The sequence below is a fragment of the Fibrella arboris genome, assembly GCF_041321095.1.
Taxonomy (GTDB): domain Bacteria; phylum Bacteroidota; class Bacteroidia; order Cytophagales; family Spirosomataceae; genus Fibrella; species Fibrella arboris.
Map to the genome: position 1 here is coordinate 80,262 of NZ_JBGGWE010000008.1, position 17,334 is coordinate 97,595.

Sequence of the window (17,334 nt, forward strand, 5' to 3'; positions counted from 1 at the left end):
GGTAAAAGACAGTTTCCAACTGAGTCGAGCGCGGACAGTGAACGACAACAACGGATGAGCCGCGTTTCCGGCGAAGCAGTACGTACGAAGCTTAGTGCAGCAGGTCAATTAGAATTCAATTAGGGAATAGGCTGACTCAAACTAATGCACTACGCTATACGTTTTATAGACAGTAAACAATCAACGTTTTATCTATGAACATGCAAGGAGTATGGCGGCGACCCAGTCGGGCCGTGGCTATTGCGGCTGTAGTGCTAGGCCTGGGTACCGGACTGACGGCCTGCAACAGCACCGCTACCGATGACCTGAGTCCGCAAGACTCAAATGTGATTATCACCAACTACGATCGGCAAGCCGATTTCAGCCAATACAAGACGTTTAGCCTGCCCGATTCAGTCATTGTGGAATCGAATGATAGCTATGGCCAGTCGGCGCAACCGACCGAACAGCGCTTCGTGTCGCGGGTGGCGACTGAACTGACTAATAGGGGCTACACGCGGGTGACCGCTGGCCAACCGGCTGACCTTGGCGTAGCCGTTACGCGGGTCGATAATGTCTACACTGGGGTTACAACCAATCCGTATGCCGGTTATTATGGGAATTACTGGGGGTATGGGTACGGCGGCTTTGGTGGTTTGTATGCACCAAACTACTACCAGTATTACCAGGTGGCCGATCAGTTCTGGCGGATCCAACTGGTCGATCTGAAAAACCGGCCAATCACCACGCCTTCAACCGATCCGAATGCGCCGCAGAACCAGCTGCGCGTCATCTATCAGGCCGAGGTGCGTGGGAATGGCATCTTCGATGACAACGCCGTGGATCAACTTATCGCCGATACGTTTGCTCAGTCAACGTACCTGCGCCCAACCCGTTAAGACATTCGTATGAAACTCACTCATTTGTTAACGGCTTCCATGCTGTTGACCTCTTCACTGGCCTGGGCGCAAACTGAGCCCCAGCCCGGCAATCCTGATTATGGTAAAGGGGACGAACGAAATACGTTCAATCTGATCCAGCAATCGACCTACAACAGGTACGTTACGTTCAACGGTGCCGTTAAATATGGCGTTGGTCTGCCAATGGGTACGTCGCGTGATTATATCAGTAAGTTGTCGCCCGCCAATGTGCTGGTGACCATGGAATGGCAGTTCCCCCAACAGTTTTCGCTGGGGTTGCAATCGGGCTATCAGTATAGTCAGCAACGGCTACCGCGAACGGTGTACCAGGTTGGTGATGAATCGATTTCGGCAGTGCAGACCCGCACGCTGACGATCACGCCCGTGATGGCAACGGCTGCTTATTATTTCACAGATCCCGCAGCGGCTATTCGGCCATACGTGCAGATCGCGGGTGGTGGCGCGTTTGTGAACTATACCAATTTCTACGGTACGCTCTCCGATGCCGACAAAAAGTTCGCGGGAGCCATTGCGCCAGCTATCGGTCTGAAAGTGTTTGGTAAACGGGAAGGCGGACTGGGCGGCGAAATTCAGGCGCAGTACCAGAACGTTTTCTACAAGTACAACGAAATCAACAACGCCCGGAACCTGATGTTGTCGGCCGGACTGACGTTTCGGTTTTATTAAGAAATGCGCTTTAAGTTTCAGGTTTCAAGTTTCAAGGGCTCCGCTGATCTACCATCTGGTTTATTAGCGGAGCCCTTGAAACTTGAAACTTGAAACTTGAAACCTGCCACTTAAACCTTATTTCCCTCCCTTCGGATGGGCCTGGTCGTGGGCTTTTTTGAGTTGATCCAGGCTCGTATGGGTGTATATCTGGGTAGCGGCGAGACTGCTGTGCCCCAGTAAATCTTTGATAGCGTTTAAGTCGGCCCCCCGGTTGAGCAGATGCGTGGCAAACGTATGGCGCAGCACGTGGGGGCTTCTTTTTTCCAGCGTCGTCACCAGCGAGAGGTACTTGCTCACGATCCGCTGGATTAGCACCGGGTAGGCCGCAATGCCTTTATCGCTCACCAGAAGTGTTGTCTGGTCGGCTTTGCCATCGAAGAAAATCGTTTTCTGCTGCTGGTACTGCTCAATGAGGTCGACCAGGGGCGGGGTGAGGGGCACAATCCGGTGTTTGTTCCGTTTGCCCAGTACCGTAATCGTGCGGTCGTAGTGGTTAATGTCGCCTGGTTTCAGGCCGATCAGTTCGCTGAGGCGGATACCGGTACCGTAGAGTAGTTCAAGCACCAGTTTATCGCGCAGGCCAATGAAATCGTTGGGGAAGTCAATATCGTCGAGGAGGGTGGCCATTGGCTTTTCCTCCACGAACGTCGGCAGTTTTTTGCTCATCTTCAACGCCACGATCTTTTGCATCGGGTCAACGCTAATCTGTTGACGACGTAGTAGATAGCCGTAGAAACTACGCAGCGTGGCAATCTTCCGGTTAACCGTCGACTTATCGAGTTTAGCTTCGACCAGGTGCACAATCCAGGCACGGATCAGCAGGTGATCGGCTACTTTGGGCAACGTACCCGGATGGTGTTCCTCTAAAAATTCGGTGAACTGGAGCAGGTCATTCTCGTAAGCCAGCAGGGTATGATGGCTCAGCCGCTTTTCGTAGCGGATATGCTGTAAAAAATCAGAACCGGAATCTGCCGGCGGTAGAGGAGGAACAGGCTGCATAGGAATAGAACGAAGATACGCACCTATTCACAAACCTGATAACCCTATACTGCCGGAAAATTCCGGTTCAAACAACGGGCACCGATCAGAACTGACCGACTATTGCTGCGTGTGGTTGCCGTACATTTTTTCTTTGTAGGCAGCTCGAATGACGTCTTTCCGACGGCTGATCGAAGGCTTCTGGAAAGCAGTACGTGAGCGCAGTGAGCGCAGCACCCCTGTTTTCTCGAATTTCTTCTTGAACCGCTTCAGGGCTTTGTCAATCGACTCGTTTTCTTTTACGTTAATGATAATCATGTAATACCGGTATTTTTGTGTTTTGCAAAACGGACTGCAAAGATAGCAAATCTGCTACATGAAACAAGCGGTGATTGACCTCGGAACCAACACGTTCCACCTCATGATTGTTGAAAAAAATGCCGATCCTACCCGCAACGGACCGTATCAGACGCTCTTTCGCGAAAGCAGACCCGCCAAAATTGGCCGTTCATCGTCGTTGGGCGGGGGAATAAACCAGCGTGTCATCACCGACGAAGCCATTGATCGCGCACTGGGTGTTCTTACCTACTTCCGGCAGGTGCTCGACCAACACCAGATCGACCCTGCCGACGTGGCCGTTTACGGCACAAGTGCCATCCGGGTAGCCCAGAACCAGCAGGCGTTTATCGACCGTATCAGGCGGGAAACCGGCCTGCAAATCCGGGTAATCTCGGGCGACGAAGAAGCGGGTCTGATCTACCAGGGGGTACGCTCATCGGGTGCTATACCGACTGGCCAAACAGTGATGGTCATGGATATTGGGGGTGGAAGCGTTGAGTTTATCCTTGGAAACGACAGTCGTATCTTATGGAAACAAAGCTTCGAAATTGGTGGTCAACGCCTGATGGAGCGCTTTATGGGGGAGGCCGATGTGATTAGTCCAGCGGCAATAGGTCGGATGCATACCTATTTTCAAGAACAGCTTTTACCCCTCACCAACGCCGTACATCAATACCAGCCTACTGTACTCGTGGGCTCATCCGGCTCGTTCGATACGCTGGTAGATATGTATTATCACGAACAGACAGGTACGTGGCCACCCGCCGGGCAAGCTGCCTTTACCCTGCCGATAGCTGATTTTCATCACTTTTACCAACTGCTGATCGAGCGTAATCATGACCAGCGCATGGCGTTACCCGGCATGATCGAACTGCGCGTGGATATGATCGTTGTAGCCGTCTGCCTGATCGACTTTGTGTTGCGGTCATACGGCATCAAGGCCATTCAGGTATCGACCTACGCCTTGAAAGAAGGGGCACTAATGTAGGGGCGGGGCTTGCCTTTGCCCTGCGCTTGCGTTAGCAGTACGCCCAGATCGTAAATCAGTTAGGCGAATAATGTTGCAGATACGATACCAGTCGGTCGAAGTTCATCGCTTCATAGGCATTTTGCGACTGGCGGGTGATCTGATGCCGGTAGAGGTCAATCAGCCCCAGAAAATGCGGGTTGTGTGTCAGACTGGCGACCGTCAACCCTTTATAACAACGGAACGTCTGGTTATAGACAAACGGGCAAGGCTGTACGGGGTTGACGTTCAGGATGGTATCCAGCGTATCGAGCGACATAGAATTGTCGAGTAGAGCAAAACCCGTTTCTACGAAAAACTCGATGATCTGCGTACATACGCTGTCTAGCTCACTATCTGTACGAATGCTATAACGCGGCGGATTTACCTGCTTATACTTGCCGATCGAGATGAGCAACGTATTGGCATCGGGCCGAAAATCGGTGAGGGTCGGTAAAAATTGCTGGGCAATCTGCTCTACCTGCTCATTTCGGCAACCGAAATTAACGTCGAGCAGGGTAGTGGGGCCGTAATAGGAGGGCGATAGAATAATATTTTGGAAACCGGTGGGAGTGACCTTGCGGAACTGCTTCTTTTCGGGAAGCAGGGCGAAGTCATGTTGCCCGAAAAAGCGGGCCAACTGCCGGTACAGGCTCGTTTCGAAAGGCGTCAAAGTCATAGCCCTGGCAGAACCAACGGGTTCCAATTGCAAGCGTTGTACGGAATATCCCCGCATACTGAACTGTATGTAGTGTCAAGTTAACTCATTTTGTATAAAAGTGTTTCAACAGATTTACCGAATAGACTAACCCTATTGGGCGTCAGTTCATTTGTACATCTGTGATGGTTGATCGACGACAAACCAACGGCATCTGGAAACTATCAGCGAGCAACAGTAGTTATATAGATACATTAACTGGGGGCGACTGGAATTGACAGCTTGCCGAAAGTGCGTGTAAGCATGCCGGGAGTTGACGGTATTTCCCGACCCGAACAAATCGTCAAAACAATAACTGGCGAATATAACTACGCCATGGCTGCTTAATCCGGAGGATCTAGCAAATGCCATCGTCTCCCCGACCTACGTGCTGCCGGTTGGATCAGGAGGCGTCGACTCGCAGCGCTGGCTTCGATAATCATTGTGACAAGGAGCGAGACAAAACAATGTACGGTTGTCAATAGGCCAGTTGTGAGCCAGTTGCCCGCCCGACAATTCCAATCACAACTAAGCATGTAGAAAGCGCGACGCTTTCCTTGACTGGACCAGGGTTCAAATCCCTGCGTCTCCACTAGGAAGAAGATAAAGCCACTGATTATCAGTGGCTTTTCTTGTTTCAGATGAAGCCGGTGTCAACAACTGGCTTTTCGGACTATTAGTAACCGTTCGCTCAGTATTTGGTGAACTTGTTGGCGTGGCGGTCGATGGTAGTCAGGGGCAGCCGCTAACCGCAGATCAGTAATTGAGTTTCATCACGGCATCATACATCCTCATCGTACCTGAAATTGTTGCATCAGCTTACTCAGAGGATCTAAAGGCCTTGCCAGGCATGTTTACAGCGCTGCGGTATCACGATGAAGCAGCTGGCTGGAAAGCCCGTTTTGCCAATAGCTTCCGGCCCAGTCAGCAGCTGATGGGTGACCGGAATTGCTAAAAATGGGGAGTTGTTTCTGACCTGCTTAAAAAACAGTTTACTGGCAGTGAGCTTTTATTGTCAAACAAGACCAACAGTAGCAGGTATTTATGATCCGCTCCTTTGAAAACCTTGCAAAGTGGCTATCGGGAAGGCCCAGTAAAACAATTATTTTTGAATAATACTGCTCTTGATTGTATGGCTTACTCTGACGCTAAATTTATTGATGATGTTGAACGGGTGAGGAAAATACCTCTGATCAAAACGCTGCTTGATGTGGTGTGTCAGACAACAGGTATGGGATTTGCCGCTGTGGCCCGTGTAACCGAAGACAAGTGGATTGCTTGCAGCGTTCGCGATGATATTCAATTTGGGCTGCAACCTGGTGGTGAGCTTCAGATAGCGACAACTATTTGCAACGAAATTCGCGATAATCACCAACCTGTAATTATTGATAACGTACAGGAGAATGAGGCTTTTCGGCAACACCATACGCCACTCCTGTATGGGTTTCAGAGCTACATCTCTTTTCCCATTGTGCTCAGGTCAGGGGAGTTTTTTGGTACACTTTGCGCCATTGACCCGAAGCCTGCCCAGCTCGAAAATGCCCGGATTGCGGGTATGTTCGCGTTGTTTGCTGACTTGATCGCGTTGCACTTACAGCAAACAGAGTGGCTGGAACAAAGTATGCAGCAGGCCGATTCATTGGCACAACAAGTTCAGGAACGTACCCGCGAGTTGCAGGAGTCGGTGTATGATCTACAGCGTTCAAACCAAAATTTACAACAGTTCGCTTCTATCGCCAGCCATGACTTGCAGGAGCCTTTACGTAAGATTCAGTCGTTCGGCGATCTCATTCAGGCAAAATGGGGAGCCAGGTTAGGCGAAGATAGTGACCTGATTACGCGGATGCAGCAAGCGGCGAAACGAATGTCGACGCTGATAAAAGACTTGTTAGCCTATTCACGAATTTCAACTCGTCAGGAAGCTACAACTACGCCAGTCTCTTTAAATGAGGTCGTGAAGGATGTATTGAGTACGCTGGAAATGGTCATTGCTGAAGTCAATGCCGAAATTGACGTTGCCATCTTACCGATCGTACAAGGGGACAGGAGCCAATTAGAGCAACTGTATCAAAACCTGCTTGGTAATGCCTTAAAGTTTCGCCGACCCGGCGTTTCGCCGCAAATTAAAGTCAGTGTTCAAACGGTAGCTGCAGCCGACTTACCGGCCTTAGTCAAACCCATTAAAAAAGGGGCGATGTATTACCGGCTTGAGGTGAGTGATAATGGCATCGGTTTCGATGAAAAGTATCTGGACCGTATGTTTCAGGTTTTTCAACGTTTAAATACGACCAGCGAATTTGTTGGTACGGGCATCGGCTTAGCTATCTGTGAAAAAGTGGCGATCAATCACGGGGGCGCCATTACCGCCATCGGCCAAGTTGGTCATGGGTCGACATTTCAGGTTTATTTACCTGTGGTTTCCTTCTGATGAGCAGCTCCTATCGGGCGTGATTAGCGATCAAGCTACGAACCCGGTTCGGGACAGGTCAGAAATTCGGATAACGCGGCGAAATACAGGGTTGGGTTGCATTACCAACTCGTTACATCAATGAACAAACGAGTTGTATCGCCGGCTGACAAGCAGTGGTCGATAAAGGCAACGCCTGTTTAAATGCACTGCCCGCCCAATCGACGCAGACGCATTGCCCGGAGGCGTGTCAACTGGGTATACGAAGTAAGGTGATCAGCTGACGCTGTTGCGGGTTCCACCATCCTGCCTAATTGGCAAGCGGGTAGATTAAGAAAGCCTCGCCTCAAGAGGGGCGAGGCTTAAAGATCATTTATCCAACTAAAGTTGCGGCTGGTCCTTATGTCTCTGTCTGAGGCTATCAAAGCAGATACATAGTATGATGCCGTAGAAACATCTACAAATAGAGGGCCAAAGTTGCCGATAAATACTAAGTTATAATTACTTCGCAAAAAAGTGCAAAACAACTCTACTGCTGCAAATTCCCTAGTGATTGCTACCGGGTATTTCTATGGACTGCCTCTTTTATGGCGATAGACCGAACTAGCCTGTACGAACTGGTTGAGACCAGCTGACGCGCCACGCCACTGAGGCTGTGCTGGTTTGCAAGGGGGCAAACCCGGCCCACTTCGGCGCGATCGCGGTGGTCAATGGCGAAGAGAGATACAACTAGTCACTCTATCGTAAGTAAACGCCTATGTCGCGAATCGACGAGTAGGCAGTCTTTTTCTGGCCGTAGCTTTAGGTTGAGCTCAGATTAGAGAATGCGCCAGAGAAACCTCAGCATAAAAAAGGAAAGCGTGGTAGCAATTGCCAATACAGTTAACCAGGTACAGTAATTGATGAGGAGGTCTTTCCGGGAGTACATCTAAGTGATTATGCTTCGTAGTTATACGGCAAAACTACCAGTAGTCTGCTAGTAATCCGTTACTTAGCCTCATTATATTTTTCTATCATTGATTGATATGGTGTATCCTCTGATGTACCGTAGGTACGCCTCAGAGGCACGTACCTACGGTACATCAGAGGATACATCCTGAAGGCCTCCCCGTGATCACTACTCTATGAGTTCTTCGACGCCTGTTTCCTGTGATGAGAGCCAAACAGGTTTAAGCTCGCCGGCGTCTAAACAGCCAGTTTACCTTCGATAGAATCATCCAGGGTTTTGCCTAATACGGCACCGGCGGCCATTTTTAACAGGGCTACGGCATCACCATGCTTGTTATCCCAATAATAGCCTTCTCTGGTTTCCACTTTGATAACGGTTATCCGCGGATCGTCGACCCCTTCCGTGAACCAGGTTTTGAGGATCGGCTCCCATAGTTCCCTGATCAATTCCTTATCAGTCGAGGTCGTAGCTACGCCGTAGATGCTCAGGAAATCAGAATGAGCCGATCCCTGGAACAGGAGCTGAACATGATCATCTGACTTTATTTCCTGATTCTTGTGGCTGTCGTTGGCGCTCAGGAACCAGAAGTTGCCCTGCTCGTCTACTTTCTGCACCGACATGGGGCGCACGTCCAGTGGCTGACCAGTGCTGATTTGGGTGCAGAAGAAACAGGTATTCGTTTTTGTGGCCAGTTCCTTTATTTTCTGACCGGCCTGGGTACGTTGCAGATCCTTATGATTGTCTTCTGGCTGCTGCTGATTGATGCTGTCCATGCTAGTGTGCGTTGAGCGGCTAACGATACGTAGTCGGCCGCTATAGTTTGTCCTTCCTAAACCTGTTTTACCGGCATATGTTAACCAGGCAGATCAATTGGCCACGCAACGCGTCGACTTTCCGGTTGCCATGACCACCACTGCCACCCTGGCTGACTCGCTCGTGGACCTGCGCTTTCTCTCAATAACGCGTCCCCAAATCGTTAATCCTTTCGGCTGTGTATTTGTACTTACCCTGCTCGTGGAAATCGGGTGAAGACCACGGCCAGCCCCAATCGATGACGTCTCATTCAGGTACGTTCCTGACGGTCGCCTGCTGTGACTCACAGCCTGCTCCTGGCTGCCGTAGCCAGAGGCCAGCCCCAGCCGGTGAAGCCAGGGTGTAGAGAAGGACTACTCTTTCCCAAGTAGCTGCAACTGGAAGAGAAATAGGCATTAAACAGTGGATTCAGTGCCGATAGGCATCCCAACTGGGTATCGGTCCAGGAGGCTGTATCGGCTCACTATACCAAGCCCAGAGCGTTCTTGCCTTGCATTCAATTAATCGGTTAAGCGGTGGCCTGGCGGCTGAAAATTGATAAACGTACCTTCCAGATGAATAATGAGTAAAAATAGAAAAAACCATATACCTATAACTAATTATAAATACTTAATATAAATACATCCTAGTATGATAAAAGAGAGAATATATTAAAATATTTTAATTAGAATAGTAAAGCCCATTTCTTCTGTGGGTATACCCGAAATAGGGTATACCCTAAACGAATCGTTCATTTTATTAATCAACTAGTATGAAAGACTATGTACAACGAGTGGCTCATGTAGCTCGTATTCTCTTGGTGAGTTGGCTACTTTGTAGTAGCGCTTTTGCCCAGGACCGGCGGATAAACGGCCAGGTGAAAGATGAACAGGGAGCCGCCCTGCCCGGCGTGAGTGTGGTTGTCAAAGGCACCCAGCAAGGCACAACAACCGACGTAGAAGGAAACTATGCGCTCAGCGTTTCCAACGGAAATTCGATCCTTGTTTTCTCGTACGTGGGCTACATGGCCAAAGAGGTGACGGTTGGCAATCAGACAACGATCAGCCTGGCCTTGTTGAACGATAACAAAGCGCTGGATGAACTGGTGGTTATCGGTTACGGTACGGCCCGGAAATCTGATTTAACCGGTGCCGTGGCTACGGTCAAGCAATCGCAGTTGTATGAACGACCCGCGCCGTCGCTCAATCAGGCGCTGTCGGGTCGGTTGCCCGGTGTGCAGGTAAACACGAACTCAGGCCGTCCGGGTGGTCGCACCACCATTCGGATTCGGGGGTTTAGCTCGATCAACTCGTCGAATAACCCGCTGTATGTGGTCGATGGGGTGATGTTGCCGCAGGGTAACCAAAACCAGTTCAGCTCGGCCATCGACTACATTAACCCGAACGATATTGTCTCGGTTGAGGTACTGAAAGATGCGTCGTCGACGGCTATTTACGGGGCACGGGGTGCCAATGGCGTTATTCTGGTGACGACCAAAAAAGGGAAAGCCGGTGAAGGACAGGTTACCTACAACGCCGATTTCAGCGTGAACACGATCGGGCCCAACCGGCCGCATGTGCTGAACGCGAGGGAGTATCTGGCAACGGAAGACCTGGCCTATGCCAACATCGCCAAGTTCGACCCCGCTGGCTGGGCCGCTGGTAAATACACGAACCTGGACCCGGTGGCTAGAAGACGGCAATACAGCGCGGCGCATCCGGGCGTTTTCGACAGCAACCTGAACCCGCTGTACGATACCGACTGGTTTAAGGAGACTACGCAGAACAAACTATCGCAGAACCATCAGCTGGGCTTCAGCGGGGGCAATGAACGTACCCAGTATTCGCTGTCATTAGGTTATCGGAACGACGAAGGACTCATCAAAACGTCGTACCTGAAGCGGTATTCGGGCCGCTTTACCGTTGATGATCAGGTGAAGAAATGGCTGAAGGTAGGGGGTACGTTGAGCTACAATAACCAGAGCGAAAACCTGGTCGATATCAACGATGCCGTTGCCCGCCAGATCGTGGAAGACTTCCCGTTCCTGCCCGTCCAATATCCCGATGGGTCGTATGCCAGCAACCGCGATTACCCAAGTGCCGAGGGTTCATTCAGCTCCGTGCACCGGTTGATGGACCGTCGGTTTATTCTGAATACGCAAACGACGCTGGGTAGCCTGTACTCCAACATCAATATAGCCAAAGGGTTGGAGATGCGAACGGTACTTGGGACGAATATTTTGACTCAGGAAAATGACGAGTCGCAGACCCGGACGCTGAATCCAGGCAGTTTTGGTAACGCGGCGGCCCGGTATCGCAAAGAGAGCTTCTGGTCGCTGGAGAATTACCTGACGTATAACAAGCAGATCAACGCCTCGAGCAACCTCACGGCGCTGTTGGGGATTTCGTGGCAGGAGACCAACATCTTCAGCATGGGGGCCACGGTCAACAACTTTGCTACCGACTATTTCGGCTACAACAACCTGGGGGCCGGGGCGACCAATCCGCAGGTATCGTCGGGTGCGTCACGGTTTGCCTTTAACTCATACTTCGGTCGGGTCAATTACAGCCTGATGGACAAGTACCTGTTTACGGTTACGGGTCGGGCCGATGGGTCGTCTAAGTTCGGGGCCAACCACAAGTTCGCGTTTTTTCCGTCGGCGGCCTTTGCCTGGCGCGTGTCTGAGGAGAGCTTCCTGAAAGGGAATCCCGTGATTTCCAACCTGAAACTGCGTACCAGCTACGGATTGACGGGTAACTCGGAGATTCCACCCTACTCATCGCTGGCGCTGCTGAGTTCCAACTATTCGGCTATTTATAACGACACGCGGGTTGGTGGAACGGGCATCGACCGCCTGGCTAACCCGGACCTGCGCTGGGAAAAAACGGCCCAGACCGACGTAGGCCTGGAAATTAGCTTATTCAAAGGGCGGATCTCGCTGGAAGCGGATTACTACTACCGCCTGACGACCGATATGCTGCTCGATGCGCCGGTTCCGCGCACCAGTGGCTATGCGACCATTCGCCGGAACGTGGGTTCGATGCAGAATGCCGGGTTTGAGTTTGGCCTCAACACAGTCAACGTCGACCGGGGTAACTTCACCTGGAACACGACGTTCAATATTTCATTCAACCGCAACAAGGTCCTGTCGCTGGCTACGCCGTCGGATATCTTCAACGTGGGTGGTCCGAACTTCACCAACCCAACCAACGTCATTCGCGTTGGGGAACCCGTTGGTGCCTTCTGGGGCCTGACCCGCCTGGGTACGTGGAGCGAGGCCGAGCGTGAAGAAGCGGCCAAGTTCACCAGCTACCGCAACAACCTGACGTTGCTGCCCGGCGACATCAAGTACCTCGACGTGAACGGCGACAAGGCGATCACCGATGCGGATCGCAGCATTATCGGGAATGGCAGTCCGAAAGGATGGGGCGCACTGACCAACAGTTTCCGTTTCAAAAAATTCGACGCCACGATCGAGCTTCAGTTCATGTATGGCAACGACGTGATGCTGATGAACCTGCACGCCAGTGAAGACAGGCAGGCGCTGGCCAACAGCTACACCTCTGTGCTGAACGCCTGGACACCGACCAACCAGAACACGCCGATTGCGCAGATTCGTGAAACCCGGGCCGGGTACGTGACCAACGTAGATTCACACTGGATCAAAGACGGATCGTTCCTCCGTGGTCGCAATTTCCTGGTGGGCTACACCCTGCCGGCAGAAGTGGCGAATCGCCTGAAAATGAGCCGTCTCCGCTTCTACGCCACGGTTCAGAACCTGTTCCTGCTGGTGAAAGACCCGATCGTTGGTGACCCGGAAGTAACGCCAACCAACCAGGGAGATGGCAACAGCGCCTTCTCACAGGGCATGATCTGGCACAACTATCCGAAGCCAACCACGTACCTGATCGGCCTGCAAATTGGCCTCTAATTCAAGACACTGACCTCAACTTAGATACGTATCATGCGATCTTCACTAATAAAGTCAATAGCTAAAACGATGTTGGCAGGAACCGTTTTACTCGGGCCAGCTGGTTGCACCAACTTCCTGAATGAAATGGCGCCGTCGAACCTGACAACCGACAGCTTCTATACCATTCCCGACCATGCCGAAGCGGGACTGGCATCAGTCTACGCCAGTCTGCGGTTCATCGGCGACGGGGCGAACATCTTCTCGAATAACTGGCAGTTGCTCGAGGCGATGACAGGTACGTCGACCACGGAAACGGCTCAGAACTCCGATCTGAACAACCTGTACAGTTTGGCGCACGATGGCAATACCACCCACATCGTCAACTACTGGAATGGCCTGTATCGGGTAATTGCCCAGGCCAACCAGGTGCTTGATCGGGTGCCGGCCATTACGCCGATGGATGCCGCTCAGAAGACGAAAATTCTGGGTGAAGCGAAGTTTCTACGCGCCTGGGCTTACTTCCAGGCGGTTCGGTTGTGGGGCGACGTGCCACTGATCACCAAGCCGCAGCCTGATGCCACGGCCGCTGATTTCAGCCCGCCGCGTGCCCCGAAGGAAGATATTTATAAACTCATCGTGGAGGATCTGCAAGCGGCTGAAACGGCTGGCCTGGCCTGGATGGACGTGAGCGGTCGGGTGAATCTGGCGGCTGTAAAATCGCAACTGGCAACGGTCTACCTGACAATGGCCGGTTTCCCACTGAGCAAAGGGGCACCGTACTATAAACTGGCGGCCGATAAAGCCTTCGAGGTGATCACTTATGCGAATGCGAATCCGTCGGTGATCAACCTGTTTACGACCTACGAAGACGTTCACCGCGAAAGTCAGAAAAACCGGGTGGAGCATCTGTTCATGATCCAATACAACTCCGTTGTAGCGGCCAATCCGATGGATAATTTCTACGGAAACTTCAAGCCGATCAACTACAACGGACCAACCGGGACTGGCAGCTCGGTGCCAACGGCTGCGTTCTATAAGTCCTACGAGGCGGGTGACCTGCGGGCAAAGGATCAGGAGGGGTATTTCTACACGACCTACTACACCAACGGGACCGGCGCACCCTTCAGTTTGGGTGCTCCCTACGTGTTCAAGCATTTTAACCGGACCGCCAACGGTACGGCTGGTGTTGCGGGAACGCGACTGAACAACCTGAACGTACCCCAGATACGCTTTGCAGAAACGCTGCTGTTGTACGCCGAAGCACAGAACGAACTGGGTGCCCCCACGCAGGCTGCCTACGACGCCCTGAAACGTATCCGCGACCGGGCCAAGCTGACCACACCTGCCCTGGGTACGTTCTCTCAGTCGACCTTCCGGGAAGCAGTATGGCGTGAGCGCTGGCATGAGCTGTGCTACGAGCAGATCACCTGGTTCGATATGGTCCGGTTGCGGAAAGTGTATAACGAAACGACTAATGGCTTCGATAATTTCGTGGGTCATGTCAACCTGAGCACGAACAAAACGCTGGAAGCCAAACACCTGCTGTTGCCGCTGCCAAGACCAGAGCTACTGAATAACCCGAACCTGGGGCCTCAGAATCCAGGTTATCCGAACTAGGAGGGAATGAATAGTGAATAATTGCGGAACGGTCCGCCGCTGCGGTCGAAGGGCCTAGAGCAAAAAACAACCTACAGCGCGAAAGCAAACTAGATGTAGTATAACTGGTCTGAATCAATCCATCGAAAACCCCGACAGCTTCCGGCTGTCGGGGTTTTTCGTTACCTTCGCTTTCCCCTGAAACGACTTAACAATCAGTTTACTGGTCATGATTAAACTCACCATTAACAATCAGCCGCAGTCGCTTGATGTTGACCCGGATATGCCACTGCTCTGGGCCATTCGTGACGTTGTTGGCCTGACCGGCACCAAGTTCGGTTGCGGTATTGCCCAATGTGGTGCCTGCACGGTTCACCTCGACGGGGCCCCTATTCGCTCGTGCAGCGTACCGGTGTCGGCGGTGGCCGGCCAGAAGATTACGACCATTGAAGGCCTGTCGAAAAACGCGGATCACCCCGTACAGAAAGCCTGGATCGAGCATCAGGTACCGCAGTGTGGTTATTGCCAGTCGGGCCAGATCATGTCGGCGGTGGCGTTGCTGAAACAGATTCCGAAACCGACCGATGCCGATATCGATGCAGCCATGCAGGGTAACATCTGCCGGTGTGGCACGTATGTCCGAATTCGGGAAGCCATTCATACCGCCTCGGCGGAGATCAGCGCTTCCCCAAAAGTGAAGAACGCATCTAAACTAGGCAAACGATGAGCGCAGACATACTATCAACAGCCAACCGCCGCGATTTCCTGAAAACGCTTGGCCTGGCAGGCGGGGCGCTGGTGCTGGGTATTTCGTCGGCCAAGGCAGGCGCACCCGCCGGTGCCCCTGGCATCGGTATGCTGAATATCAATGCGGCGCCTGTCGGTACTGAGCTGACGCCTTATATTATCATCGAAAAATCGGTAGGCGGGAAGCCCGGAAAGATTACGATCATGAATCCCCAACCCGATATGGGGCAGGGTACGTTCCAGTCGGTGCCGGCGCTGATCGCTGAAGAACTGGGGGTGGCGCTGAATCAGGTGACGATCCTGCAAACGGGGGGCGAAAAGGCCTATGGCGGACAGATTTCGGGCGGTAGCTCGTCCGTTCGGGGCCGCTACATGGCCCTCCGGACGGTCGGCGCGTCGGCCCGCGAAATGCTCGTGACCGCTGCCAGCCAGCAATGGAACGTACCTGCCGACGAGTGTACCGTGGCCAACGCGCAGGTACTTCATATAGCGTCGGGACGCAGCATCGCGTATGGTGATCTGATCGAGGTGGCATCGAAACTACCCGTTCCGACCAGCCCCAAGCTGAAAGATCCCAAGGACTTCACGATCCTGGGTAAGCCGTCGCTGCGGCCTGAGGTGCCCGCCAAATCGTCGGGTAAGGCGCAGTTCGGGATCGACGTCAAGGTGCCGGGCATGCTTTACGCGTCCGTTGAACGTAGCCCTGTCATTGGCAGTAAACTGATCAGCTTCGACGACACCAAAACGAAGCAGGTGAAAGGCGTGCGACAGGTGGTGAAGGCGACCCGCGTGCTCGAACAGAATAAATACGACGGTGTGGCCGTGGTGGCCGACAATTACTGGGCCGCGCTGAAAGGCCGTCGGGCATTGACCGTAAAGTGGGATCATCAGGGCCTGGATGCGTTCAATACAGTCGCCTATGAAAAGCAGCTCCATGAACTGGCCAAACAGGACGGTGTGGTTGATCATACCGCAGGTGATTTCACCAAAGCATTGGCCGATGCGCCTACCAAACTCGACGCGTTCTACGAAACGCCGATGGTGAGCCACTCGCCCATGGAACCGATGAACTGTGTGGTAAACTGGCCAACCGCCGATTCCGTCGAGATATGGACCTCATCGCAGGCACCAGACTGGATCAAGTCAAAGATGGCCGAGGAGTTCAAGATCAAGCCAACGGACGTCAAGGTGAACATCACGTTCAATGGCGGTGGCTTTGGTCGTCGGTTATTCCAGGATTTCGTGCTCGAAGCGGCCCACATTGCCAAGTCGGTGGGTAAGCCGGTGAAGGTGGTCTGGACGCGGGAAGACGATACACAGTTGGGTCCGTTCCGGCCCATGACGTTCTCGGCCATGCGTGCCGGCCTCGGTGCCGACGGACTGCCGGTGGCTTTCCAGCACAAAGTCATTTCGCCATCGATCGATGCCACGCTGGGACGTACCCGGGATGCGGCCAAGCCCGACAAAACCATGACGGAAGGCATCAGCGAACAGAAATACGACATCCCGAACGTCGACAACCGCTACGTCTTCGCTGACTTGCAGGTACCAACGGGCTACTGGCGAGCCGTGACCAGCACGACGCTGGCATTCTCGCATGAGTGTTTCATCGACGAGATGGCGCATCAGGCGAAGAAAGACCCGATGGACTACCGGATGGCGATGCTGACCAAAGACTCGGACACGAAAAAGGTGCTGGCCAAACTACGCGAAGTGTCGAACTGGGATAAGCCGCTCCCCGCCGGAAAAGGCCGTGGTGTGGCACAGTGGGAATTCTTTGCTGGTCTGGCTGGGCAGGTTGTCGAGGTGTCGAAGCAGAAAGACGGGTCGGTGAAAGTCGACAAGGTGTATTGCGTCATTGATCTCGGCACGGTCGTTAACCCGGATATGGTGCGCAATCAGGTGGAAGGGGCCATCTGTATGGGGCTGGTGGCGGCTACGAAAGAGGGCATCACCTTTGCCAACGGCCAGGCGCAGCAGACCAACTTCGATACCAACCAGATGCTGCGTATCAATGAGATGCCGGCCGTTGAGGTGCACATCCTGGCCGATGGTGGTAACACAATCAAAGGCGTAGGTGAACCTGGTTTACCACCACTCGCCCCCGCCCTGGCCAACGCCGTTTTCGCCGCCACAGGCAAACGCGTCCGCCGACTGCCGATTGATCTGGCGAAGGTGTAAAAGAAAGGAGGAAAGGGGGGGGGGAAAGGAGGAAGGGGAGGAAAGGGAGGAAAGGGAGGAAAGGGAGCTGACGCGCCGGTATTGCTCACGCGTCCGCTCCC

12 protein-coding genes and 1 other RNA gene are annotated in these 17,334 nt (G+C 52.8%); 9 read left to right on the forward strand and 4 right to left on the reverse strand.

The window, feature by feature from the left end; all coding sequences use genetic code 11:
• Positions 1-194 precede the first annotated feature (194 nt).
• Positions 195-878, forward strand: coding sequence for a DUF4136 domain-containing protein (locus tag ACAW75_RS15405; protein ID WP_370729626.1), 684 nt, complete (start codon positions 195-197; stop codon positions 876-878).
• 9 nt (positions 879-887) lie between these two features.
• The gene (locus ACAW75_RS15410; RefSeq protein ID WP_370729627.1) at positions 888-1,586 is read left to right on the forward strand and encodes a porin family protein; all 699 of its coding nucleotides are present in this window, start codon (positions 888-890) and stop codon (positions 1,584-1,586) included.
• A 117-nt stretch (positions 1,587-1,703) separates the two neighbouring features.
• On the opposite strand, the gene ACAW75_RS15415 is transcribed toward ACAW75_RS15410, so the two are convergent.
• Positions 1,704-2,627: a tyrosine-type recombinase/integrase gene (locus tag ACAW75_RS15415; protein ID WP_370729628.1), complete on the reverse strand. Its 924-nt coding sequence runs from the start codon at positions 2,625-2,627 to the stop codon at positions 1,704-1,706.
• 99 nt (positions 2,628-2,726) lie between these two features.
• Positions 2,727-2,924, reverse strand: coding sequence for a 30S ribosomal protein S21 (rpsU, locus tag ACAW75_RS15420; protein ID WP_085413261.1), 198 nt, complete (start codon positions 2,922-2,924; stop codon positions 2,727-2,729).
• Positions 2,925-2,982: 58 nt separating this feature from the next.
• Here rpsU and ACAW75_RS15425 point away from each other — a divergent pair, with 58 nt between their 5' ends.
• Positions 2,983-3,933: a Ppx/GppA phosphatase family protein gene (locus tag ACAW75_RS15425; protein ID WP_370729629.1), complete on the forward strand. Its 951-nt coding sequence runs from the start codon at positions 2,983-2,985 to the stop codon at positions 3,931-3,933.
• A 55-nt stretch (positions 3,934-3,988) separates the two neighbouring features.
• Here the strand turns inward: ACAW75_RS15425 and ACAW75_RS15430 are convergent, their stop codons facing one another.
• On the reverse strand, positions 3,989-4,630 hold the full coding sequence (locus ACAW75_RS15430; protein WP_370729630.1) for a hypothetical protein: 642 nt from the start codon (positions 4,628-4,630) through the stop codon (positions 3,989-3,991).
• Positions 4,631-4,869: 239 nt separating this feature from the next.
• Here ACAW75_RS15430 and ssrA point away from each other — a divergent pair.
• Both ssrA and ACAW75_RS15440 read left to right on the forward strand, forming a co-directional pair.
• Positions 4,870-5,243, forward strand: a transfer-messenger RNA (tmRNA) gene (gene ssrA / locus ACAW75_RS15435).
• A gap of 462 nt (positions 5,244-5,705) precedes the next feature.
• Positions 5,706-7,076, forward strand: a complete 1,371-nt coding sequence (locus ACAW75_RS15440) for a sensor histidine kinase (RefSeq protein WP_370729631.1) — start codon at positions 5,706-5,708, stop codon at positions 7,074-7,076.
• Between the two features lie 1,164 nt (positions 7,077-8,240).
• On the opposite strand, the gene ACAW75_RS15445 is transcribed toward ACAW75_RS15440, so the two are convergent.
• Entirely contained in the window at positions 8,241-8,777 is a 537-nt protein-coding gene (locus ACAW75_RS15445) for a pyridoxamine 5'-phosphate oxidase family protein (protein ID WP_370729632.1), read from the reverse strand.
• 791 nt (positions 8,778-9,568) lie between these two features.
• Here ACAW75_RS15445 and ACAW75_RS15450 point away from each other — a divergent pair.
• From ACAW75_RS15450 to ACAW75_RS15465, 4 genes are all read left to right on the forward strand, one after another.
• Positions 9,569-12,727 (forward strand): SusC/RagA family TonB-linked outer membrane protein, encoded by a 3,159-nt coding sequence (locus ACAW75_RS15450; RefSeq protein ID WP_370729633.1) that lies wholly within the window; start codon positions 9,569-9,571, stop codon positions 12,725-12,727.
• A 33-nt stretch (positions 12,728-12,760) separates the two neighbouring features.
• Positions 12,761-14,326: a RagB/SusD family nutrient uptake outer membrane protein gene (locus tag ACAW75_RS15455; RefSeq protein ID WP_370729634.1), complete on the forward strand. Its 1,566-nt coding sequence runs from the start codon at positions 12,761-12,763 to the stop codon at positions 14,324-14,326.
• A gap of 202 nt (positions 14,327-14,528) precedes the next feature.
• A complete protein-coding gene (locus ACAW75_RS15460) occupies positions 14,529-15,032 on the forward strand; it encodes a (2Fe-2S)-binding protein (RefSeq protein WP_370729793.1) in 504 nt (167 codons plus the stop codon).
• A complete protein-coding gene (locus ACAW75_RS15465) occupies positions 15,029-17,233 on the forward strand; it encodes a xanthine dehydrogenase family protein molybdopterin-binding subunit (protein ID WP_370729635.1) in 2,205 nt (734 codons plus the stop codon). The genes ACAW75_RS15460 and ACAW75_RS15465 overlap by 4 nt, the downstream gene beginning before the upstream one ends.
• The last annotated feature ends 101 nt before the right edge of the window (positions 17,234-17,334 follow it).

Bases quoted from the DNA above. Each gene is read 5' to 3' on its own strand.
- ACAW75_RS15450 (WP_370729633.1), top strand. From the start codon at position 9,569: ATGAAAGACTATGTACAACGAGTGGCTCATGTAGCTCGTATTCTCTTG.
- ACAW75_RS15425 (WP_370729629.1), top strand. From the start codon at position 2,983: ATGAAACAAGCGGTGATTGACCTCGGAACCAACACGTTCCACCTCATG.
- ACAW75_RS15455 (WP_370729634.1), top strand. From the start codon at position 12,761: ATGCGATCTTCACTAATAAAGTCAATAGCTAAAACGATGTTGGCAGGA.
- ACAW75_RS15445 (WP_370729632.1), bottom strand. From the start codon at position 8,777: ATGGACAGCATCAATCAGCAGCAGCCAGAAGACAATCATAAGGATCTG.
- ACAW75_RS15410 (WP_370729627.1), top strand. From the start codon at position 888: ATGAAACTCACTCATTTGTTAACGGCTTCCATGCTGTTGACCTCTTCA.
- ACAW75_RS15465 (WP_370729635.1), top strand. From the start codon at position 15,029: ATGAGCGCAGACATACTATCAACAGCCAACCGCCGCGATTTCCTGAAA.
- ACAW75_RS15405 (WP_370729626.1), top strand. From the start codon at position 195: ATGAACATGCAAGGAGTATGGCGGCGACCCAGTCGGGCCGTGGCTATT.
- ACAW75_RS15430 (WP_370729630.1), bottom strand. From the start codon at position 4,630: ATGACTTTGACGCCTTTCGAAACGAGCCTGTACCGGCAGTTGGCCCGC.
- rpsU (WP_085413261.1), bottom strand. From the start codon at position 2,924: ATGATTATCATTAACGTAAAAGAAAACGAGTCGATTGACAAAGCCCTG.
- ACAW75_RS15415 (WP_370729628.1), bottom strand. From the start codon at position 2,627: ATGCAGCCTGTTCCTCCTCTACCGCCGGCAGATTCCGGTTCTGATTTT.